Origin of the sequence: Streptomyces inusitatus (assembly GCF_014651115.1) — a bacterium.
In the GTDB taxonomy this organism is placed as follows: Bacteria; Actinomycetota; Actinomycetes; order Streptomycetales; family Streptomycetaceae; genus Streptomyces; species Streptomyces amakusaensis.
On the sequence record NZ_BMWG01000011.1, the window covers coordinates 96,467 to 116,544 of the forward strand.

The 20,078-nt window shown below is 70.8% G+C and carries 19 protein-coding genes; 10 read left to right on the plus strand and 9 right to left on the minus strand.

The annotated features are described in order from the left end of the window. The 3 genes from IE247_RS18415 (at position 1) to IE247_RS18425 (ending at position 1,400) form a co-directional block, all read left to right on the plus strand. Entirely contained in the window at positions 1–420 is a 420-nt protein-coding gene (locus IE247_RS18415) for an STAS domain-containing protein (protein ID WP_190124249.1), read from the plus strand. Between the two features lie 9 nt (positions 421–429). Continuing rightward, entirely contained in the window at positions 430–651 is a 222-nt protein-coding gene (locus tag IE247_RS18420) for an alkylphosphonate utilization protein (protein ID WP_190124250.1), read from the plus strand. 302 nt (positions 652–953) lie between these two features. Further along, on the plus strand, positions 954–1,400 hold the full coding sequence (locus IE247_RS18425) for an SDR family oxidoreductase (protein ID WP_229869200.1): 447 nt from the start codon (positions 954–956) through the stop codon (positions 1,398–1,400). Here the strand turns inward: IE247_RS18425 and IE247_RS18430 are convergent. After that, positions 1,389–3,140, minus strand: coding sequence for a hypothetical protein (locus IE247_RS18430; RefSeq protein WP_229869201.1), 1,752 nt, complete (start codon positions 3,138–3,140; stop codon positions 1,389–1,391). The genes IE247_RS18425 and IE247_RS18430 overlap by 12 nt on opposite strands. Before the next feature lie 285 nt (positions 3,141–3,425). Here IE247_RS18430 and IE247_RS18435 point away from each other — a divergent pair, with 285 nt between their 5' ends. Next, the gene (locus IE247_RS18435) at positions 3,426–3,959 is read left to right on the plus strand and encodes an EF-hand domain-containing protein (RefSeq protein ID WP_190124251.1); all 534 of its coding nucleotides are present in this window, start codon (positions 3,426–3,428) and stop codon (positions 3,957–3,959) included. Between the two features lie 219 nt (positions 3,960–4,178). Here IE247_RS18435 and IE247_RS18440 read toward each other — a convergent pair whose 3' ends face one another. Then, positions 4,179–5,081: an oxygenase MpaB family protein gene (locus IE247_RS18440; protein WP_190124252.1), complete on the minus strand. Its 903-nt coding sequence runs from the start codon at positions 5,079–5,081 to the stop codon at positions 4,179–4,181. Between the two features lie 238 nt (positions 5,082–5,319). Here IE247_RS18440 and IE247_RS18445 point away from each other — a divergent pair, with 238 nt between their 5' ends. Genes IE247_RS18445 through IE247_RS18460 form a run of 4 tightly spaced genes read left to right on the plus strand, consistent with a single transcriptional unit; the run spans position 5,320 to position 9,552 of the window. Next, positions 5,320–6,096, plus strand: coding sequence for a (5-formylfuran-3-yl)methyl phosphate synthase (locus IE247_RS18445; protein WP_190124253.1), 777 nt, complete (start codon positions 5,320–5,322; stop codon positions 6,094–6,096). Positions 6,097–6,128: 32 nt separating this feature from the next. Next, the gene (locus IE247_RS18450) at positions 6,129–7,520 is read left to right on the plus strand and encodes an aldehyde dehydrogenase family protein (protein WP_229869202.1); all 1,392 of its coding nucleotides are present in this window, start codon (positions 6,129–6,131) and stop codon (positions 7,518–7,520) included. A gap of 17 nt (positions 7,521–7,537) precedes the next feature. Next, a complete protein-coding gene (locus IE247_RS18455) occupies positions 7,538–8,626 on the plus strand; it encodes an NAD(P)-dependent alcohol dehydrogenase (RefSeq protein ID WP_190124344.1) in 1,089 nt (362 codons plus the stop codon). 29 nt (positions 8,627–8,655) lie between these two features. After that, positions 8,656–9,552 (plus strand): class I SAM-dependent methyltransferase, encoded by an 897-nt coding sequence (locus tag IE247_RS18460; RefSeq protein ID WP_190124255.1) that lies wholly within the window; start codon positions 8,656–8,658, stop codon positions 9,550–9,552. A gap of 87 nt (positions 9,553–9,639) precedes the next feature. Here the strand turns inward: IE247_RS18460 and IE247_RS18465 are convergent, their stop codons facing one another. The 4 genes from IE247_RS18465 to IE247_RS18480 are packed head-to-tail and all read right to left on the minus strand — an operon-like array spanning position 9,640 to position 13,247. Beyond that, on the minus strand, positions 9,640–10,281 hold the full coding sequence (locus tag IE247_RS18465; protein WP_190124256.1) for a response regulator: 642 nt from the start codon (positions 10,279–10,281) through the stop codon (positions 9,640–9,642). Further along, on the minus strand, positions 10,274–11,560 hold the full coding sequence (locus IE247_RS18470) for a sensor histidine kinase (RefSeq protein WP_190124257.1): 1,287 nt from the start codon (positions 11,558–11,560) through the stop codon (positions 10,274–10,276). The genes IE247_RS18465 and IE247_RS18470 overlap by 8 nt, the downstream gene beginning before the upstream one ends. Positions 11,561–11,568: 8 nt before the next feature. Next, positions 11,569–12,345 carry an ABC transporter permease gene (locus IE247_RS18475; RefSeq protein ID WP_190124258.1) on the minus strand — a complete coding sequence of 259 codons (777 nt, stop codon included), beginning with the start codon at positions 12,343–12,345 and terminating at the stop codon, positions 11,569–11,571. Next, positions 12,342–13,247 (minus strand): ABC transporter ATP-binding protein, encoded by a 906-nt coding sequence (locus tag IE247_RS18480; protein WP_190124259.1) that lies wholly within the window; start codon positions 13,245–13,247, stop codon positions 12,342–12,344. Before IE247_RS18480 ends, IE247_RS18475 begins: the two co-directional genes overlap by 4 nt. Positions 13,248–13,442: 195 nt before the next feature. On the opposite strand from IE247_RS18480, the gene IE247_RS18485 reads away from it, so the two are divergent. Then, the gene (locus IE247_RS18485; protein WP_229869203.1) at positions 13,443–14,627 is read left to right on the plus strand and encodes an acyl-CoA dehydrogenase family protein; all 1,185 of its coding nucleotides are present in this window, start codon (positions 13,443–13,445) and stop codon (positions 14,625–14,627) included. Between the two features lie 85 nt (positions 14,628–14,712). Here IE247_RS18485 and IE247_RS18490 read toward each other — a convergent pair whose 3' ends face one another. The 3 genes from IE247_RS18490 to IE247_RS18500 form a co-directional block, all read right to left on the minus strand. Beyond that, on the minus strand, positions 14,713–15,864 hold the full coding sequence (locus IE247_RS18490) for an IS701 family transposase (protein ID WP_229869204.1): 1,152 nt from the start codon (positions 15,862–15,864) through the stop codon (positions 14,713–14,715). Between the two features lie 390 nt (positions 15,865–16,254). Then, on the minus strand, positions 16,255–17,487 hold the full coding sequence (locus tag IE247_RS18495) for a 3-hydroxybenzoate 6-monooxygenase (RefSeq protein ID WP_190124262.1): 1,233 nt from the start codon (positions 17,485–17,487) through the stop codon (positions 16,255–16,257). A gap of 65 nt (positions 17,488–17,552) precedes the next feature. Continuing rightward, entirely contained in the window at positions 17,553–18,323 is a 771-nt protein-coding gene (locus tag IE247_RS18500) for a 2,3-dihydro-2,3-dihydroxybenzoate dehydrogenase (protein ID WP_190124263.1), read from the minus strand. A 1,038-nt stretch (positions 18,324–19,361) separates the two neighbouring features. Here IE247_RS18500 and IE247_RS18505 point away from each other — a divergent pair. Continuing rightward, positions 19,362–20,078 carry a DsbA family oxidoreductase gene (locus tag IE247_RS18505; RefSeq protein WP_190124264.1) on the plus strand — a complete coding sequence of 239 codons (717 nt, stop codon included), beginning with the start codon at positions 19,362–19,364 and terminating at the stop codon, positions 20,076–20,078.

Genomic DNA, 20,078 nt, shown 5'->3' on the forward strand with positions numbered 1-20,078 from the left:
ATGACGATCGAGTGGCGCTACACCACCCAGCCTGGCCTGGGTGTCCTGTCCCTGGCCGGATACCTCGGCCCGAGCGCCATCAACCGGTTCCACGGCGCAATCGGCTGGGTGACCGCCCGCGGCACCGGCCCGGTCATCCTCGACCTGACATCCCTGCGCGGCTGGTCCGCCGACGGCCAGCTCGCCATCATCCGGGCCGCGCGCCTCCTCACCACCAACCACCGCCCCCTCCACCTCGCCGCCATCCCCGCCGACGGCTCCCTCGTTCCCGACGAGAAGGAACCCCACATCCCCGTCCACCGCGACCTGCCCACCGCGCTCGCTGCTCACCGCACCACCACCGGCAAACCACGTGAATGGCGCACCAGCCAGTGGCCCGACACCCACGAACCGACACCACCAGAGCGAACAGAGAAGTAGAGGAAGACCATGAACAACATCGTTGTCAAGGACAGCAACGGCACCCCTCTCAAGGACGGAGACTCCGTAATCCTGACCAAGGACCTGAAGGTCAAGGGAACCTCCGAGAGCATCAAGCGCGGCACCCTCATCAAGAGCATCCGCCTCACAGCGAAGCCCGGCGAGATCGAATGCAGTACCAAGAAGGTCAAGGGTCTCGTCCTCAAGACCGAATTTCTGAAGAAAGCCTGACCAGCCCCCGCATGCCGCGACCTCGCGCGGGTCACCCGTTTCCAGGGGTACGTCCCGCCGCCGCCTAGCTTCCGTCATCGACTGCTTTCCTCATGGCCACCAGTTCAGCGGATTGGAGGCGTGCTGGAGCAGGGATTTGCATGCAACACGTGCCCAGGGGCCCGCAGATGCCGTCCGGCTGATACTGCGCCGCGAGGGGAGCCTGGAATCACCTGTTCGCCCCCAGGGGATCTGCCGTACCCGCCGGCGAGCCGTCATGTTCCGAGTTGCGGTGTTCCTGCGGTGGTGGGCACATTCGTGGGATGGGAATGGTTCCGCTCTCGGCGGGAACGGCGGGTTTGATGGCGGCGGACTCGGTGCTCCCTGCCGACGCCGTGGGAAAAGGGCCGGCTGTGGTGCGGGGGTCGTTGGGGCGGCCCCGGTTCGGGCTGTCCGAGGCGGAGTACCGGGAACTGGCCGAGGTCGCGGGGGCGGTCTATCACTGCGGGGCGTGGGTGAATCTGGTGTCCGGGTACGAGGCGGTGCGCGGGTCGAATGTGACCGGGACGCTTCAGGCGCTGGAGTTCGCGGACCGGGCGGGCGGGGTGCCGGTGCACCATGTGTCCACGCTGGGGGTGTTGCTGCGGCGGTTCGCCGAGGGGGTGGGGCCGATCGCGATCCGCGATCGGCCGGTCGCCGTGTACCGGCCGGGGGGCGTTCTGCCGTCGACCCAGGGGATCCCCGGGCGGGTGGCTGGTTCATGCGGCTGACGGAGGCGAGCGCCCGGGCGGAGTGTTTCCCAGCGCACCGGTTCCTGCTGCCCGTGTCGGCCGTGGACCGGACCAGCCGGATGATCGTGAACCTGTCCCTGGCCGGCCCGGTGCCCGGCGAGGTCTTCCATTCAGAGCTCCGTGTAGACGGTGTCGGCGACCGGGTGCAGCCGGGGGCGCAGCCCGAAGGCGATCAGCCGGCCCGCGTCCTCCGCCTCGGCGGTGGTGTGGGTGGGACTCACTCGGGTGTTTCCTCCGGTGGAGTGTCGGTTTCTTCCTCGGCCCGCAAGGCCGGCAGCAGCGGCACCGTCCCGACCAGTAGATCGTCACTCCTATGAGCGGGGTGTTCAGCAGGGCTCCGGCCCGCACGCTCACCAGCATCCGGTCGTCCACCTGGTCGAGATGCTCGCCCACGGGGGGACTGAAGGCGTGGGCCACCCGGTGGGTCAGCAGCGAGGCCACGGCCGGCCCATGGGCGAGGGCTCGGGTCAGCAGCTCGCCGAGGCGTCGCGGGCCGCCTTCAAAGGAGAGCAGCTCATCGGTGATACGCCACTCCTCCACCCCGAAGGTCTCCATGGGCTCGGGTGTCTCCAGCTCCGGTTCGGGCACGTTCCCGCCCAGCCGTTCCCGCTCCCGGGGAGGCAGCAGCAGTCGAGGCACAAGAGTGGCGAGAGAGGTGACCGCTGGGACCTGGGGGGCGGTGGCCGAACGAAAGTACACGGTCGCCGCCGGCAACGCGTCCCGAACGGTCAGGCTCAGCAGAGGGCGGAGAAGCTGTCCGTGGAGGTCGACCGCTTCCCGTACCGGAAGGTCGGCGAACTGCTGCCGGTCCTGCTCGGAACGGAAGAGATCCCCCGCCTCCAGCAGCCACTTCTGCAGCCGCATATGGCGGCGGATGCAGTCGCGCACGATATCGACCAGCTCCGCCGCCTGCTGTTTGTGCGTGGGGTCCTCCGAGGCGTCACGCGCCTGGCTGATGTTCCGGAGGATGCTGTGCTCGGCACGGTAGCGGGCCTGGACATGGTCGAGGGCCTCTGCCAGCAGTTTCGGGACTTCGTGTTCCCAGTCGACCGTGCGGACGTCACGGCGGGTGGCATCGAAATGGCGCCGGATCGTCTCCCCGTACTGCACCGTACGGTAGCGGGCCTGTTCGGCGGCGAGCTTGGCCTCAGACAGCCGCCTCCTGCGAATGAGGTGCTCCAGTTTCACTTCGGCGGCGATCTGGGCGGACTCCACATCGGTGTCGAGCGCGCCCACCAGGACGTTGATGGCCTCGTCCGTGGCGCGTACATAGGTCTTCCCCTTGAAGGGGCGCTCCACGAGCAGCCGGAAGGGGAAGTGATGGAGCCGGTAGCCGCCCTCGCCGTCAATGAGCCCGTAGTCGCGGCCGAAGCTCCGGTCCGCCGTCCCGATGTTCAGCAGCCGCTGGAGCACCAGGGCCGTGATCCGCTCGTGTTCCTCGGTGCTGCGGTCGGGCGTCTGGACGGCCACGAACGGCATCACCCCGGCCAGGATGTCTTCGTGATCGGCCCCGGAGTCGAAATCCATCGAGACCGTGACATGGTCGATGGTGTGCAGCGCGATCTCCGCGAGTTGATAGTCCTTGGCGGGGCCGAAGCGCAGGGACGCCTTGTTGTCGTCAAGGGCGAGCAGCGGTGCCGTGCACGCCATGGACTTGATGCGGCGTGCCAGCCCCTCGTCGGGCAGGTGCCGGGATGCGACCGCCAGTGAGTCACGCATGCCAGCGACCCTAATCATCCTGCCGGAACGACGGCAAGATGATCATGGCCTTCGCTCCCGGGTGCGACAGCCCGCAGTCCCGGAAACCGGTCCCTCGCGCCGGGGACCGCCCGGGAGACCAAGGCGCGCGCCGTTCGATGTCCCGATGCCCCTGGTTCATCCGATTCGGTGGATTGGGGCAACGCCCCGGGGAGACGCCGAGAAGCGGGGGCCACAGTGGGGGAAACGCGGCTCCACGACACGCCACTCCCTGGCGTGTCGGCCTCATGAAAGGCGGCACCACCGATGCGGACGGAAGCGCTCAACCGGGTCCGGCTCGTCTTCGCTCTCTTCGATGTCAACGGCAATGGGGTTTTGGAGGCGGCGGACTTTGAACTGATGGCCGACCGGGTACGGGATGCCGTCCCGGGGGCGGAGGCGGCGGCGCAGGAGGCGATGGCGGCGGCGTTTCGGCGGTATTGGGACACGTTGGTGGAGGAGTTGGACACGGATGGGGACGGCAGGGTCGACTTCGACGAGTATGTGGCCTGTGTGCTGGTGCCGGAGCGGTTCGAAGGAGCTGCCGCGGAGTTCGCCGGCGCGCTGTCCACCGTCGGTGATCTGCGGGGGGACGGCAGGGTGGGGCGGGCGGAGTTCGTCGCGCTGATGATCGCGATCGGCTTCGCGCCGGCCAATATCCAGGCGCTCTTCGACGCTCTCGGCCCCGACGAGGAGGACCGTGTCGCCTCCGAGGCGTGGGACGCGTCGATTCGCGAGTACTACCAGCCCGATGCCGACGGGACGGTCGGCGACCTCCTCGTCGCCGCCCCGGCGGGCTGATCCGAACGAGGGGGCCTAGGGAGTGTCTTCGAAGTAGCGTCGTCCGCCCGTAGGGCGGGTCTGGCGGGGTCTGGTGCGTGCGATCGCAAGGCGGAGGAGGGAGTCGACGCGGTGGGGGTACCTCCCGGGCGAAGCCCAGGGGGCCGTCGGCGACCGACGACAACGCGGCGAGCGTGCGCACCAGGGCACGACAGGCAGACGGGACTTTGAAGATACGACCTAGTCGGCCCGTTCCGCTTCTCTGAGGCGGTGGGGCACCGGGCAGGCCCCGATGCCGGGTGTCGGGTGTGTCCCCAGGTCTGCCAGACGGTAGCCCCGGGGATACCCCTTGATCTCCGGGTTCAGTCGCCCGAAGTGCGGTGCCCGGCGCGGCGGCAGCAGTCGTACCGCGCGTCCGCGCAGCCGCAGGGCTCCCCCGACCGCGCCGCGCAGCAGTGGTGATCGTGCCGGGAGGCGGAACGCCTTGAGGAGGGGCTCGTCGAGCAGGGCGATGCCGGCTGCCCGGACGCCGGGGGCCAGCGGGCGCGGATACCACGAGGCCATCAGATCGAGTGTGGCGTCGGCGACCGCGCGGCCGCCCTCGTCCCAGCCGAAGTGCTCGGCCTCGTAGGTGTCGAGGAGCTCCTCGAACTCGGCGAAGGTCTCCGGGATGTCGGGGATCCCCATGTGCTGTCCGAAATGCCGGTAGTACGCGGTGCAGGCCCGCAGCTCGTGGTCGGTGAGCCGTCGCCAGCCGTAGGCGTCGATCCAGCGCTTGGGCACGACCACGAAGGTGGACAGCACGTACCGCATGTCGCCGTCGCCGATGTCGTAGCGGCGGTGCATCTGATTGATCCGGCGGATCGCCGTCCGCCCTCGCTCACTCGCGAAACCGTGCTCGACCACCGCGTCCAGCAGCAGGACGGTGTCGTCGTACCGCTTCTGGGTCCGCTCGGTGAACTCCGCGGTACGGAACAGCAGAGACCCGATACTGGGCACCGCGTAGGTACGGAACAGCGCCAGTTCCAGGGCGCGGGTGAAGTCCCACGGGAATTCGTACGCGGCGATCAGCCGGTACATCTCGTGGAAGTCCCGCTCCGGATCCATGCGCCGGATCTCCTTCAGCCGGTCGTACCGCCGCACCGTGCCGCCCCCTTGGTCGCCGTTTCGTGACCGCCATTCTCCCATCCAGTGGGCCCATTGCCATGAGGGGATCGTCTCCGCCGCCGACAGTTGGCGGAACCTGAGGTTCGAACCGGCGCGTACGGCGCACTGGCGTGACGCTCGTGTGCGCCCTACCGAGGGTCGGGGGCCGAGGTGATGATGAGCCGTCCGCAAGTGATCCATACGGCTCCGCACACCTGCCCCCGGTCAGGTGGACATGCGGTGGAAGGAGTCCGCGTTGCTGCTTCTCATCTCTCCGGACAGTGTCGATGAGGCCCTCGACTGCGCGAAGGCGGCGGAACATCTCGACATCGTCGATGTCAAGAAACCCGACGAGGGCTCGCTCGGCGCGAACTTCCCCTGGGTCATCAGGGAGATCCGCGAGGCGATCCCGGCGGACAAGCCGGTGTCCGCGACCGTGGGAGACGTACCGTACAAGCCCGGCACGGTCGCACAGGCGGCGCTCGGCGCGGTCGTCTCCGGGGCCACGTACATCAAGGTCGGTCTCTACGGGTGTACGACACCCGAGCAGGCCGTCGATGTCATGCGAGGGGTCGTCCGCGCGGTGAAGGACTACCGGCCGGACGCGCTCGTCGTCGCCTCGGGCTACGCTGACGCCCACCGGATCGGCTGCGTCAATCCGCTGGCCCTGCCCGACATCGCGCGGCGCTCCGGTTCCGACGCCGCCATGCTCGACACCGCCGTCAAGGACGGGACACGGTTGTTCGACCATGTGCCGCCGGAGGTCTGCGCGGAGTTCGTCCGGCGGGCGCACGAGGCCGGTCTGCTCGCCGCCCTCGCGGGCAGTGTGAAGGCGGGGGACCTCGCCGAGCTGACCCGCATCGGCACGGACATCGTGGGGGTGCGCGGGGCGGTCTGCGAGGGCGGCGACCGCGACGCGGGAAGGATTCGGCCGGAGCTGGTGGCCGCCTTCCGGGCGGAGATGGACCGGCACGCCCGGGAACACGCGGCCGCCGTCAGCGCCGCGAGCTGACCGCCCGCATGACGGCACATCAGCCCCGTCGCATGCCCGCAGCAACCGGAGCCCCAGGCGGGCGCTTCGCCGTCCTCGATCCGGCGACGGGCGAGGCCTTCGAGGAAGCTCCTGACCAGCGGCCGGACGAGTTGGACGCCATCGTCGGCCGGGCCCATGACGCCTGGCGCGGCTGGCGGGCCGACCCCGCCGCCCGCGCCGGCGCGCTGCTCGCGGCGGCCGACGCGGTGGAGGAGGCCGCGCCGGACATCGCTCCGCTGCTCACCCGTGAACAGGGCAAACCCCTGGCCGAGTCGTACGCGGAGATCGCCCGCACGGCGGCTCGCATGCGCTACTTCGCCGGGCTGGCACCCGAGACCGAGCGCATCGCGGACGGCCGTCCGGTGCGCAGCGAGATCCGCTGGCGGCCGCTCGGGCCCGTCGCCGCGATCGTCCCATGGAACTTTCCCCTCCAGCTCGCGTCGGCGAAGTTCGCGCCCGCGCTCGCCGCGGGCAACACGGTGGTGCTCAAACCGTCCCCCTTCACGCCTCTCGCCACGCGGCTGCTGGGTTCCGTCGTCTCCGCCGCCCTCCCCGAGGATGTGCTGACGATCGTCACCGGTCAGGAGCCCCTCGGCGCCCGTCTGGCGTCCCATCCGGGCATCCGCCACGTGACCTTCACCGGCTCCGTCCCCACCGGGCGGGCCGTCGCGGCGGGCGCGGCGGCCTCGCTCGCCCGGGTCACCCTGGAGCTCGGCGGCAATGACGCCGCCATCCTGCTGGAGGACGTGGAGGTGGAGCGGATCGCGGACCGGCTGTTCTGGTCGGCGTTCCGCAACTGCGGGCAGGTCTGCATGGCGGTCAAGCGCGTCTACGCTCCGGCCCGGCTCTGCTCCGATGTCGTCGAGGCACTCGCGCAGCGCGCCAGGACCGCCGTCGTCGGATCCGGCCTCGCCCCGGACACCCAGCTGGGCCCGGTCAACAACGCCCCCCAGCTGGCCAGGGTCGAGCGCTGTACGGCCCGGGCCCTGGCGGACGGCGGCCGCGCCGCGGCCGGTGGCCACCGGCTGGAGAGGCCGGGCTACTTCTACGCGCCGACGATCCTGGCCGATGTCCCGCCCGACAGCCCGGTGGTGACGGAGGAGCAGTTCGGTCCGGTCCTGCCGGTCCTGCCGTACGACAGCCTCGACGAAGCCGTCGAGGCGGCCAACGACACCGGCTTCGGGCTGGGGGGCTCGGTGTGGGGGACCGATCTCGACCGGGCCGAGGCGGTGGCCGACCGGCTGGAGTGCGGTACGGCATGGATCAACCACCATGCCGAACTGTCCCTCGCCCAGCCCTTCGCGGGCATCAAGGAGAGCGGTGTCGGCGTCGCCGGCGGCCCCTGGGGGCTCTACGGGAACCTCAGGCCGTTCGTCGTGCACCGCCCCGAGGAGGAGGCGTGACGAGAGGAGGCGTGACGATGAGGTTCGGCGCGGCGGTACTGCGCTCGCCCGAGGCGCGATTCGCCATCGAGGAGGTGATCCTGAACGCGGGGCCCGCCGACGGCGAGATCCTCGTCAGGATCGCGGGCTCCGGTATGTGCCGGACCGATCTCGCGGTCCGGCGTCCGGCGAGTCGCTCGCCGCTGCCCGCGGTGCTCGGCCACGAGGGAGCCGGGGTCGTGGTGGAGACGGGCGGCCCCCACACCGGTCTGAGCAAGGGCGACCATGTCGTACTGAGCTTCGACTCCTGCGGACACTGCCGGAGCTGTGTGTCCGCCGCCCCCGCCTACTGCGAATCCTTCGCCTCGCTCAACCTCTTCGGAGGGCGGAAGGAGAACGCCGCCCGGTTCACCGACGCGGCCGGGGGCGCGCTGGCCCCCCGGTGGTTCGGCCAGTCGTCGTTCGCCGAGTACGCGATGGTTCCGGCCCGCAACGCCGTCCGGACCGACCCCTCGCTCCCCGTCGAACTGCTCGGACCACTCGGCTGCGGCTTTCTCACCGGGGCCGGAGCGGTCCTCAACTCCTTCAGGGCCGGGCCCGGCGACACCGTCGCGGTCCTCGGCGCGGGAGCGGTGGGGCTGGCCGCGGTCATGGCGGCCGCGGCCAGCGGAGCGGTGACCGTGGCCGTCGACCGGCACCCCGAACGGCTGGCCCTCGCCGAGCGGTTCGGCGCGATCCCCCTGCATGCCTCATCGGCCGACCTGCCCGGCCGCATCCGGCGGCTGACCGACGGCGGGGCGCGGTACGCGCTGGACACCACGGCCTCCGGCCGACTGATCAACGACGCCCTCCGGGCCCTGCGGCCGACCGGCCGCCTCGGTCTGGTGGCACGGCTCCACACCGCGCTGCCGCTCGAACCGGGGACCCTGGACCGGGGCCGGGGGCTCTTCCACATCTGCGAGGGGGACGCGGTGCCGGGAGTGCTGATTCCACGGCTCATCGGGCTGTGGCGGGCCGGACGGTTTCCCTTCGACGAGCTGATCCGTACCTACCCGCTCACCGACATCAACGAGGCCGAACACGACTGCGAGGCGGGCCGCGTGGTCAAACCCGTCCTGATTCCGTGACCCCCGAGGGAGTGCATGTGGTCGGCACAATGCCCGAGAGCACCGGTGTGGAAGGCATGGAAGGAGGCGTCGGCCTGACCGCTCTCATGGTCGCCGCGGCACGGGCGATCGAGACCCACCGACACGACGCCCTGGCACAGGACGTCTACGCGGAGCACTTTGTCCGCGGCGCGCCCGCCTCCGCCGGCTGGCCGGTCCGCCCGCGACAGGCCCCGGACGGCGACGCGAACCCGCTGTGGGGGCGATTCGCGCGGTACTTCGGTCTCCGTACGAGGGTTTTCGACGACTTCCTCCTCCGGTCGGTGCGTACGGGAGAAGCCCGCCAAGTGGTCCTGCTCGGAGCGGGTCTGGACGCACGGGCGTTCCGGCTCGACTGGCCCTCCGGCTGCGTGATCTTCGAGATCGACAGAGAGGGCGTCCTCGCCTTCAAACACAAGGTGCTCGACGCGGTGTCGGCCACCCCGACGGCGGCGCGCGTACCCGTCCCGGTCGATCTGCGCGACGACTGGGCCGGAGCGCTGGCCGACGCCGGCTTCGACCCGGCCGCACCGAGCGTCTGGCTGGCGGAGGGGCTGCTGTTCTACCTGCCCCCCGCCGCCGAGACGTACCTCATCGACACGGTGGACCGTTTGAGCACGGGAGGGAGCGCCCTGGCGTTCGAGGTCAAGCTGGAGAAGGACCTGATGGTGTACCGCGACAGTCCGATCTACACGTCGACGACACAGCAGATCGGCATCGATCTGCTCCAGCTGTTCGACAGAGACCCCCGCCCCGACTCCCAGGGCGATCTGGCGGGCAAGGGCTGGTCCACCTCGGTCCACACCCCCTTCGAATTCACCCGCCGCCACGGCCGCGGCCCGCTGCCCGAGCGGAACGACGCGCTGGAGGGCAACCGCTGGGTGTTCGCGGACAAGCTCCGATCGTGACGCTGCTGCCGTGCGTGATGCGTGATGCCTGATGCGTGATGCCGCCTGTGGTGGCGGCATCAGGCCCGGCGCGCGGCCTTCCGCGGCTCACCCGAGAATGCCGCGGTCGTACGCCACGGCCACTGCCGCGGCCCGGTCCTTGACTCCCAGCTTGCCGTACAAGTGGGTGAGATGGGTCTTGACCGTCGCCTCGCTGATGAAGAGTTCCCGGGCGATCTCGCGGTTCGAGGTGCCCCTGGCGACCAGTTCGAGCACCTCGCGCTCGCGGGCCGAGAGGACCTTTGCCGCGGGGACGGCGGGGTTTCTGACGGCGCTGACGAGGCGGGAGGCGATGGCGGGCGACAGGACGGTGCGTCCCTCGGCGGCGGCGCGGACCGCGGTGAAGAGTTCGCCGCGGGGGGCGTCCTTGAGGAGGTAGCCGGTGGCGCCGGCCTCGATCGCGGGGATGGTGTCGGAGTCCGTGTCGTACGTGGTGAGGACGAGGACCTTGGCGCGGGTGCCGCGCCGGGCGAGTTCGGCGATCGCCTGGACTCCGCCGCCGGCGGGCATGCGCAAGTCCATGAGGACGACGTCGGGGTCGAGGCGCTGGGCGAGTTCCACCGCCTCGACGCCGCCCGCGGCCTCGCCGAGGACGTCGAAGCCGGGATCGGAGGCGAACATGCCGCGCAGGCCGTCCCGGACGACGGGGTGGTCGTCGACGATGAGCAGGGTGATGATCCGGTCAGTCATGGCGCACCAACGGTACGCGGGCGCTGATCGCGGTGCCCTGACCGGGTTCGGACTCGACGGCGAGGGCGCCGGCGATGCGTTCGGCGCGGGCGCGCATCCCGTCGAGGCCGAAGCCGCCGCTGCCGGTGCGCGGTACCGCGGCGAGGGGATCGAAGCCGCGTCCGTCGTCGCGTATGTCCAGGGTGACCTCGTCGTCCATGTAGGAGAGGGTGACGCCCGCGCGTTCGGCGCGGGCGTGGCGGGCGGTGTTGGCGAGGGCCTCCTGGGCGATGCGCAGAAGGGTGGCGGCGACCTCGCCGTGCAGGGGCTCCTCGGTGCCGGTGACGGTGAACCGGGCGGTGACGCCGGTGTGCTCGGACCACTCGCCGACGGTCTTCTCCAGCGCCCGGGAGAGCGTGTCGTGCTCCAGGGCGGCCGGAGAGAGGTTCTGTACGGAGCGCCGGGCCTCGCCCAGGGAGCGGCGGGCCAGCGCCTGGGCCCGGCCCAGATGCTCCTGGGCCAGGTCCGGATCGGCGGTGGAGGAGACCACCTGGAGCTGGGCGATGACGCCGGTCAGGCCCTGGGCGATGGTGTCGTGGATCTCGGCGGCGAGCCGGCGGCGCTCGTCGGCGACGCCGGCCTCCCGCGCCTGGAGGACGAGCTGGGCGTGGAGAGCGGCGTTCTCGGCGAGGGCCTTCTCCAGGGCGGCGATGGTCCCGGCCCGCTCCTCGGCCTTCTCCGTCTCCTTGGCGCCGAGGTGGTCCAGGCCGAGGGCGAGGCCCGCGTTGAAGACGAACATCGTGCCGAAGACGATCCACTGCGCCGGTGAGTCCGGCGGCAGACCGCCGGACTGGGCGCCCGCCAGGGCGACGGCGGTGACCATCAGCCCGGCCCGGACGGCGCGCGGCGGCAGCAGCTGCACGGCGTCGAAGCAGCTGAGGCACGCGTAGATCGCGAAGAAGGGATTGAGCCAGGTCAGGGCGAAGGCGAGGGCGGTGCGCAGCGTGAAGTGGACGCGGCCCGCGGTGGTCCCCTCGGGCAGCACGGGAGCGCCGGCCTCCCGCCGCCCGCCGTCGCCGGCGGGCTCGGCCGGTGCCGCCGCGAGCAGCCGGGGCACGGCCCGCGACCACCACGCCTGCACGGCCAGCGCGGCGAGAAGCAGGGCCCCCGCGGCGTACATCTCCCGCCGGGTCATCAACAGGGGGGCGGCCACGGCTCCGAGGAGTGTGGCGAGGCCCAGCAGGGCGTACGGGCCGTACCGGAAGAACTGGGCCCAGCGCTCCTCGACCGTCATCGTCATGGATCGAGCTACTCCCACCTGAACCAGCGGCGGGCCGCGGCGATCAGCAGCACCGCCCACAGCGCCGTGACCCCCAGATGCGTCCAGCCCGGCCACTGTCCCGCGGCGGCCTGGTCGAGGGCCCGCGCGGCGGCGCCCAGCGGGGTGAGGGTCACGACGCGCTGGAGGATGTCGGGCATGGACGCGACCGGCAGCCAGACCCCGGAGGCGAACATCGCCGGGAAGAACACCGCCGAGCCTACCGCCTGGGTGATCTTGGTGGTGCGGCAGACGGCGGAGACGGCGGCGCCGAGTCCCAGGGCGGCCAGGGTGACGAGAGCGAGCGCCACCAGATATCCGAAGAGCTGGCGGGGCAGGGCCACGTCGAACACGATCCGGCCCACGGCGAGGGCGAGCAGCGCGGAGACCGCGATGGCGGTGCCGTGCAGGGCGATCTGCGCGCCGACGAGGGAGCCGGCCCGCACAGGGGTGCTGGACATACGGCGCAGGATGCCGCGCTCGCGGTAGCCGGTGAGCACGGGCGGCAGGGCCTGGAGCCCGGCCATGAGCACGGCGATCAGGATCGCGACGGGGACATAGAGATCCACGACGCGCAGACCGCCCAGGTCGGCCTCCTGCTCCCGGTTGGACGGTATGGCCCCCAGGATGCACAGCAGGATCGTGGGGAAGGCCAGCACCCAGAACAGGGAGGCGGGCTCGCGCAGGATCAGACGAGCCTCGGCCTTGAGGACGGCGACGCCGCTGCCCTTGACGGCCGTCGTGCGGCGGTGGAGGGGAGTGCTCATGCGTCCGGTCCCGTCGTCAGGTCGAGGTAGGCGTCGTCCAAAGTGGCCTCGGTGACGCGGAGCTGGTGGGCGGAGAGACCCAGCCCGGCGAGCAGCGAGAGCACGGCGTGCACGGTCTCGTCCGTGCCGTTGACCACGATCCGGCCGTCCTCGTGCCTCACCGACGTCACCGAGGGCAGGTCGGCCAGCAGCCGCGTCTCCAGCGGGGCCGAAGGGACGAAGGAGATCGCCGTGCCGCCCGCGGTGCGTCCGATCAGCCCGGACGGGGTGTCCAGCGCGATGATCCGGCCCTTGTCGATCAGGGCCGCCCGGTCGCACAGACGCTGCGCCTCCTCCATGAAGTGTGTCACCAGCAGCACCGTGACACCACTGTCGCGAATGTCCTGGATGAGCCGCCAGGTCTCCCGCCGCGCGCGCGGGTCGAGACCGGTGGTCAGCTCGTCCAGTACGACGATGCCGGGGTTGCCGACCAGCGCGAGGGCGATGGACAGCCGCTGCTTCTGCCCGCCGGAGAGCTTCGCGAACCGGGTACGGAGCTTGTCGGCGAGCCCGAGGCGCTCGGCCAGGGCCCGCCAGTCGGCGGGGTTCGGATAGCAGGCCGCGTACAGTTCGAGCGCCTCACGGACGGTGATCTTGGGCTGTAGCTCGCTCTCCTGGAGCTGAGCGCCCAGGACGCGAGTGACGGCGTCCCGGTCGGCGACGGGGTCGTACCCGGCGACGCGGACGCTGCCGCCGTCGGGCCGCCGCAGTCCCTCCACGCACTCGACTGTGGTGGTCTTCCCGGCGCCGTTCGGGCCGAGTATCCCGAAGATCTCTCCCTCCTGGACGTCGAAGGACAGGCCGTCGACGGCCCTCTTCTCCCCGTATGCCTTGCGCAGGCCTCTGACTTCGATGATTGCCATGCGGATGAGCCTGCCGCCGCGGAGCAGGGGCGGACATCGGCCTTCGCGCTCGAAGGAGCATCAGCCGATCGGCTGATGGAGGGGTACGACAGGGCGGAGGAGGAGCGGTCGCGGCGCCCCGGGGCGTCATTGACAGCCGCCGGGATCGGCGTCACGGTGAGGGTTCCCCTGTGGCCCGAGACCGGAGGTCGACCCTTGGCCGGTTCGTCAGCACCTCGTTCGGACGCCGACCTCGTCGAACGGGTACGCGGGCTTCATCCGCTGATCCGCTCGCACTCCGCGGAGGCGGAGCGGCGACGGCGGGTGACGGGAGAGGTGGTCGAGGCCCTCTCGGGGGCCGGGGTCCACCGTATGAATGTTCCCCGGCGTCACGGGGGGTATCAGACCTCGCTGCGGACCCAGATCGAGGTGCTGAGCGAGGTGTCCGCCGCGTGCGGGTCGGCCGGGTACATGGCGTTGATCCAGGCGGGGTCCGCGTTCATCGCGGCGCTGTTCCCGGACGAGGCTCAGGACGAGATCTTCACCAGCCCTGATGTACGGGTCGGGGGCACTCTCGTTCCGGGCTCGAAAGCCGTTCCGGTGGACGGCGGTTATGCGGTGAGCGGGAAATCCCCCTTCGCGACCGGCTGCCAGGACGCGGACTGGCATCTGCTGACGGCGCTGGCCGACACGGAGCAGGGCCCGCCGGAGATGCTGTGGCTGGCGATTCCCCTGGCCGATCTCGAAGTGCTGGACGACTGGGAGGTCACGGGTCTGGCGGGGAGCGGCAGCAATACCGTCGTCGCCGAGAAGGTTTTTGTGCCCGCCCATCGGGTTCTGCCGGTGGGGCCGCTGCTGGCGGGTGAGTTCCCGTCGCTGCGGAACAGGGACGACGCCTTCTACGGGATGCCGTTGCTGCTGCTGTTCAGCGCCTGGACGGGCGCGAACGCCCTCGGTCTCGGGCGGGCGGCTCTCACGGAGTTCGGGGAGCGGGTCCGGCGGAGGGGGATCACGTACACCTTCTACGAGCGCCAGTCCGAGGCCCCGGTGACGCATCTCCAGTTCGCCGAGGCCGAGATGAAGGTGTCCGCCGCGGAACTGCTCGCCGCCGACCTGGTGGAGTCGATCGAGTCCAAGACGGCCGGCGGGGAGCCGTACACGACGGAGGAGCGGGCCCGGATCAGGGCGCAGTGCGGGTATCTGGCGCGGCTGTGCAAGGAGGCCGGCGATCTGATCGGGTCGGCCTCGGGCGCCTCGTCCCTGCACCGGGAGGTGCCGATCCAGCGGATCGTGCGGGACCTGAACGCCCTGAGCCTGCACTCGTACGTCAATCCCGCCACCAACCTGGAGCTGTACGGCAGGGTGCTGTCGGGGCTCGACCCGGGGACGCCCTTCCTCTAGAGCCAACGGCGTCGCCTCCGGATCCGCTTCGACGGCCGCGGGAGGCTCCCGGCCCCGGCCCCGGCCCCGGCCCGTCCGGCCGGGCTTACGCCGCGGCCCCCAGGGCGATCGCCGTGTGTGCCATGGAGGCCATTGTCATATGGCGGTGCCAGCCTCGGAAGGAGCGCCCCACGAAGTCCCGTAACCCGGCTCGGTCGCCGATGCGCGCGAAGTCCTCCTCCACCCGGCCGTTCAGCTTGGCGATGCGCAGCAGCGCCCCGACCGACAGATGCGTCATGTCGGTGACCCACAGCTGGGAGGGGGGCTGTGCCGGGCTGGTCCACTCGCCCAGCAGGAGCAGACGGCGGGACCTGGTCCCGGCCGGGCCCGGCAGTGTGACGGGCACGGTCGCGGCCATGGTCGTGCGCATGGTGTTCCCGTGCGCGGCGTCCCGCCAGGCGACGGGGACCCGCATGCCCTTGATGAGTTCGAGTATCCGCTGAACGGCCAGCGAACCGGCCCGGTAGCCGGGCAGCGCCGGGTCGGCGACGGCCATCCGGCACGAGGGGCTGACCCGGGCGACGAAGTGCACACCGCCCGCGGTCAGCCGGCCGGTCGCGGTGGAGATCCTGTCGCGCCGCAGGTCGAGAAGGACCGGTCGCCGGGGAATGTTCCACCCCTGCGCCATCTGCACGACGGCCGACACGGCGCACTCCTCCGCGCTCTCCGCCCTGAGCCCTTCGGGTACTTCGGCCTGCTCACGCCGCTCCGGGTCATTGATCCACGGTTCCGGAAGGATCATCCTCCAGTTGACGGGCGCGCTCAGTTCGGTGGAGGCGAGCCAGACCCCGAGCGCCTGCTGGCCGTGGAAGACCTGACCCAGATGGGGCGCGAAGTGCTGGTCCACGCCCACCGAGTGCTTGCCCGCCTTGGGTATGTGGATCGGCCGTATCACCCACGCCTGCGGTGTCGCGGTCTGTTCGAGGTAGTCGGCCAGGGCCATGCGCAGGGGCCGCCAGTCCCAGACCGAGCTGGAGATGAAGTGCTGCAGGCTCTGCTCCACGGCCGGTCCGCCGAGATGGGCCGCGATGTTGCGGATCGACTTGCGCCCCGGCGTCGCCAGCAGACCGCGCAGGTACTGCTCCGCGCGCAACCGGCGGTCCCTCCGGCTCAGCAGGGAGAGCAGGACGGTGCACAGCTCGGCGACGATGTCGTCGTACACATCGGCGTCGAAGGGCGCGTCGAGCTGGTGAGGCACTGTCAGTGTGTCGGCCGAGTGGTCTGTCCCGAGGACGAAAGTATTCACGAAGCTCCAGCCGTGTGGGGCGCCACTGTCGGGGGTGCCTGTACACCATGGCTGGGACGGCCGTGGTCTCATGAGGTGTTCCGGGCACCTGATTTCACGACTCGACGAGCTGCCGATCACATGTCGTAGGCATATGTGAACTGCGCGTGTCCGCGCCCCCTGGTGCGACCGTGCACGGCGCGTCGCGCCGCCGGGACGGACGGTGCCGGGACAACCGTGGATCAGGGGGCGGAGTGGGGTGCGGTCACCCCGGCCACCGGTGATCTCGGAGGATGCGCAGGCTGTCGAGGCAGGACCGTGTGCCACGGCGGGGCCGGGCCGCGATGCCGGCCGCGATCGGCTTCACCGCCGCGCGCTCGGCGGCTCCGCCGAGGTCGCGGCGCCTTCGGCTCCGCTGTCGGTGAAGTGATGGTCGCCGTGAAGCCAGGACACCTTGTCGTGCATCTCGCGCTGTGTCAGTGCGGAGAGCATGGCGTTGCGCGCCTTGGCCTTCTCGCCCGCCGGGTGGTACAGCTCGCTGCCCATGTACCGGGCGATCAGCTGAGTGCGTCCCGTTCGTTCGCGGCGTACGGCGTTGAACTTCTCCAGGTGCTGCACGACGTCGTCCGCGTCCATGCCGTCCAGCAGATCGCCGAGGACCACGGCGTCCTCCAGCGCCTGGCAGGCACCCTGGGCCGCGTACTGGAGCATCGGGTGGGCGGCGTCGCCGACCAGGACGACGCGTCGGTCGGTCCAGGTCCGGACCGGGTCGCGGTCGCACAGCACCCACTCGCGCCACCCCTCGCCGAGTTCGAGCAGGCGGCGGGCGGTGGGTCCGATGCCGGGGAACTGGGCGAGGACATGTGCGCGTGCGGTCTCCCGCCCGGTCACGGGCACGGTCGCGCCGTCGTCGCGGGTGACCGCGAGGTTGAGGTACTTGCCGCCGCCGATGATGTAGTGCACGAAATGCCACTGGGGGCCGGCCCACAGGGTGACCGTGTTCCAGCGCAGTTCCTCCGGCACCTTCTCGATCGGGATCACCGAACGATAGATCGTATGGCCCGACACCCGGGGTTCGCCGTCGCCGAGCATCGCCGCGCGCACGGTGGAGCGGATGCCGTCCGCGCCGATCAGCGCCGCACCGCGGAAGGTCCGTCCGTCGACGGTCCGTACGGTGACGCCGTCGGCGTCCTGCTCATAACTTCCCACCGAGGCGTCGGCGAAGAGTTCGACGCCGTCCAGCTCCTGGCAGGCGGTGAGCAGCGGCTGGTACAGATCCCCGCGGTGCACCACCGCGTAGGGGTTGCCGAATCGCTCGCGGTAGGCGCCGGTCAGCTCCATGGCGGCGACCTTCTCGCCGGTGGTGCCGTCCATGAAGCGCAGCTCGTCGATGAACACCGCGCGTTCGCGCACGCTCTCGCCGACGCCGAGGCGGTCCAGGGCGCGGAAGGCGTTGGGGCCGAGCTGGATGCCGGCGCCGATTTCGGCGAAGGTTCCGCTGCGCTCCAGCACCGTCGCGCGGTGTCCCAGCCGGACCAGGGAAAGCGCCGTGGCGAGCCCGCCGATACCGCCCCCGGCGATGATTATATCTGCCATATTCTTTCAAATCCCATCAAAAGTGTTTTGTCTGGGTACTGTGCGCACCGGCCGACGGCGGATGCTCAGACGCCGAGGGTGGCTCCGCCGTCCACGGTCAGTTCGTGCATCGTGATGTGCCCGGCGTCCTTCGACAGGAGGAAGGCGGTGGCGCGGGCGATGTCCTCGGGAGTGGCGACCTTGCCCAGCGGGATGCCGACCCGGTACTGCTCCGGGTTGCCGGTGATCGATGCCTTGGCGGCGGTGTCGGCGGTGTGCATACCGCGCAGCATCGGGGTGTCGGTGGAGCCGGGGGCCACCACGTTGCACCGGATGCCCAGGTGCGCCACCTCAAGGCCCAGGCACTTGGTGAACGCGATCGCGGCGGCCTTCGACGCCGCGTAGGCCGCCATCTCCGCGCGCGCGGTGCCCGCGGCGTTCGACGCGACGGTGACGATCGCGCCTGCTCGGCGCGGGGCCATGCGGTTGGCGACGGCCCGTGACACATGGAACACGCCGGTGGTGTTCACCGCGAAGGTGGCGTTCCAATCCTGGTCGGACAGGGTGCGCGCCTGGCCGAGACGCAGCACGCCGGCGGCGTTCACCAGGTGCCGCACCGGGCCGAGTCGGTTCTCGACGTCGTCGACGAGCCGCTCCACTGCGGAACTCGACGTGACGTCGGCGGCGAAGCCGGTCGCGTCGAGGCCGTCCGCGCGCAGTCTCGCGGCCGTGTCGGCGATCCGTTCGGCGTCCAGGTCGACGGCGGCCACCTGCGCTCCGCGCTCGGCCAGCAGTCGGACGACTGCCTCTCCTATACCGCCGGCAGCCCCGGTGACCAGGGCGAGCGTTCCTTTCATAATGTCAACTCCCTTATGAGTCGTGTGAGTCGCATGAATCGGGTGGTGGGGTGCGGAATCGCCCCGCGGGTCCGGGCGTCCGGCGTGCGGAGAGCAGGACTCAAAGTCGGTCATCGAATTCCGTCGAATTCCGTCGGCTGGGCATGCCGGAACAGTTCCGGCCGATGGCGGGCGTGGCCGTGCGTGAAGCGAGTACGGGTGCATGTGCGCGCCGACAAGGTTTCCGCCCGGTGGGGCCGCGGTCGCGGGGTGTCCCGACGCGGTCCTCCAGCGGCTCGCGTTCGGGTTCGGCGGGTGGACACCACTGTTGAAGCGGGGCCTTCGAGGGGCAACGTACCGGCGCGTACTCTGTCGCGATGGTGCTCAGTCCGTCGCGAAGCGCGTAGTCCGTCAACTTGGCGTGAGTGCGGGGCGGCTGAGCGTCTGGCGAAAGAGTACGGCTGAGACATCCGCTCTTCTGCCGTTCTGGGAGTCTTCCGCCGCCGTCATGGCTCGCGGTTTCGGCCACCGGACACCGGCAGCACGGGGCCGCCGGGCCGGCCGGGTCGCCATCGAATCCAGCCCGGTGCGGGCCACGCGCCACGAGCGGTGCCAAAGGCATCCGGGCCGTCGGCGCGGCGGAGGAGAACGACCCCGCCCCTGGGGAAGCCGGGGAGACACGCCGCGGCGAGGCATTCGCCTTTCGCGGGCCGTTCGCCGATCATGACCATGAGGGCGGAAGCGCCCCGGCTCTCGGGCGACCGCGATGCGAGGACCACAGGACCGGCGGAGTCTGGCCGAGTCGCGGCGTTGCGGCGACCGCTGGAACCTGAAAGCGTGGCCAGTTCTTCCCGAGTGGGTCCGTCATGATCCACCAGATCCCGATCGGGTGTCGACGGGTGACGGCCTACTTCGTCACGTTGCCCGAGCGCTTCTGACGAAGTCTGCGCAGGGTGACAGAGTCCGCGACCGCGCGATGCGGGGGCGGCCGCCTCTGTGACCAGAATGCTGGCCGTTCGACGAATTCACGTCACGCCGACCAGCAGGAGCGTTCCCGCCATGACCGTCCAGGCCGACACCGCCGCGCTCCATGCGACCGACGAGGCCGTCGTGACCGTCTGGTCGGACATCGGCTGCCCGTGGGCGACGCTGGCGCTGGCCACACTGCACAGCGCCGCCGCCGAACGAGGCCAGGAACTCCTGGTCGACCACAGGGCCTTCCCCCTGGAACTGTTCAACTCCGAATCCACACCCAAGCCGATCATCGACGCCGAGACGGTGGCGATCGGTGCTCTGGTGCCCACACTGGGCTGGCGCCTGTGGCCCGGCTCGGACTGGCGCTATCCGGTGACGACGATGCCCGCGCTGGAAGCCGTCCAGGCCGCGAAGGCGCCGGCCGTCGGCGGGCTGCCCGCGAGCGATCAGCTGGACACCGCGCTGCGCCACGCCTTCTACGGGCAGGGCCGCTGCATCAGCGTCACCTCCGAGATCCTCGCCGTCGCCGCGGCGTGCCCGCTCGTGGACGAGGCGGCGCTGGCCGAGGCCCTGGCGCTGGGAACGGCCCGTGCGGCGATCCATCGTGACTTCGCCGTGGCACGTGGCCCCCGGGTGCAGGGCAGCCCGCACCTCTTCACCGCGTCTGGCACCGATGTGCACAACCCCGGTGCCGACTTCGTATGGACGGGCGACCCGTACGACGGCGGATTTCCCCACTTCCGTTCCTACACGGACGACTGGGCCGACGAAATCCTCGACCAACTCGTCAAGGCGCCGTAG

Excerpts from the sequence above, each read along its gene's own strand:
- IE247_RS18415 (WP_190124249.1), top strand. The coding sequence starts at position 1 with ATGACGATCGAGTGGCGCTACACCACCCAGCCTGGCCTGGGTGTCCTG.
- IE247_RS18420 (WP_190124250.1), top strand. The coding sequence starts at position 430 with ATGAACAACATCGTTGTCAAGGACAGCAACGGCACCCCTCTCAAGGAC.
- IE247_RS18425 (WP_229869200.1), top strand. The coding sequence starts at position 954 with ATGGGAATGGTTCCGCTCTCGGCGGGAACGGCGGGTTTGATGGCGGCG.
- IE247_RS18430 (WP_229869201.1), bottom strand. The coding sequence starts at position 3,140 with ATGCGTGACTCACTGGCGGTCGCATCCCGGCACCTGCCCGACGAGGGG.
- IE247_RS18435 (WP_190124251.1), top strand. The coding sequence starts at position 3,426 with ATGCGGACGGAAGCGCTCAACCGGGTCCGGCTCGTCTTCGCTCTCTTC.
- IE247_RS18445 (WP_190124253.1), top strand. The coding sequence starts at position 5,320 with ATGCGGTGGAAGGAGTCCGCGTTGCTGCTTCTCATCTCTCCGGACAGT.
- IE247_RS18450 (WP_229869202.1), top strand. The coding sequence starts at position 6,129 with ATGCCCGCAGCAACCGGAGCCCCAGGCGGGCGCTTCGCCGTCCTCGAT.
- IE247_RS18455 (WP_190124344.1), top strand. The coding sequence starts at position 7,538 with ATGAGGTTCGGCGCGGCGGTACTGCGCTCGCCCGAGGCGCGATTCGCC.
- IE247_RS18460 (WP_190124255.1), top strand. The coding sequence starts at position 8,656 with ATGCCCGAGAGCACCGGTGTGGAAGGCATGGAAGGAGGCGTCGGCCTG.
- IE247_RS18465 (WP_190124256.1), bottom strand. The coding sequence starts at position 10,281 with ATGACTGACCGGATCATCACCCTGCTCATCGTCGACGACCACCCCGTC.
- IE247_RS18470 (WP_190124257.1), bottom strand. The coding sequence starts at position 11,560 with ATGACGATGACGGTCGAGGAGCGCTGGGCCCAGTTCTTCCGGTACGGC.
- IE247_RS18475 (WP_190124258.1), bottom strand. The coding sequence starts at position 12,345 with ATGAGCACTCCCCTCCACCGCCGCACGACGGCCGTCAAGGGCAGCGGC.
- IE247_RS18480 (WP_190124259.1), bottom strand. The coding sequence starts at position 13,247 with ATGGCAATCATCGAAGTCAGAGGCCTGCGCAAGGCATACGGGGAGAAG.
- IE247_RS18495 (WP_190124262.1), bottom strand. The coding sequence starts at position 17,487 with ATGGCAGATATAATCATCGCCGGGGGCGGTATCGGCGGGCTCGCCACG.
- IE247_RS18500 (WP_190124263.1), bottom strand. The coding sequence starts at position 18,323 with ATGAAAGGAACGCTCGCCCTGGTCACCGGGGCTGCCGGCGGTATAGGA.
- IE247_RS18505 (WP_190124264.1), top strand. The coding sequence starts at position 19,362 with ATGACCGTCCAGGCCGACACCGCCGCGCTCCATGCGACCGACGAGGCC.